Below are 268 nucleotides of genomic sequence, written 5' to 3'. Positions count from 1 at the left end.
ACGGGAATTTTACCCATTCGGCCCTGCTCACCGTTGAGGCAGCAGACCCTCCGGGTGGGGATACCGGCGACGGCGGGTCCGGGGAAGATCCCGGGAATGACGGCGGGTCCGGTGGAGGTCCCCGCAATGACGGGGGTTCCGGTGAAGATCCCGATGGGGACGGAAACGGGGAAGAGCCCGGCGACGGAGCCGCACAGGCAGCTATCCAGGCCGTCGATGTCCGGCAAACGGAAGGCAGGCCGCTCATTTTCGAATTCGCCCTGAGCCA

The 268-nt window shown here is 66.0% G+C and carries 1 protein-coding gene; it reads right to left on the bottom strand.

Features of this window, described 5'->3' with window-relative positions; translation table 11 throughout:
• On the bottom strand, nt 1-268 hold a 268-nt coding region (locus ACRHNM_RS16905), incomplete at both ends, for a hypothetical protein (protein ID WP_431137784.1).

It is taken from the genome of Psychroserpens mesophilus (assembly GCF_050617655.1).
Lineage (GTDB): Bacteria > Bacteroidota > Bacteroidia > Flavobacteriales > Flavobacteriaceae > Psychroserpens > Psychroserpens mesophilus_A.
Note: the sequence above shows the minus strand (reverse complement) of the source record. Positions and strands in the feature narration are given on the sequence as shown.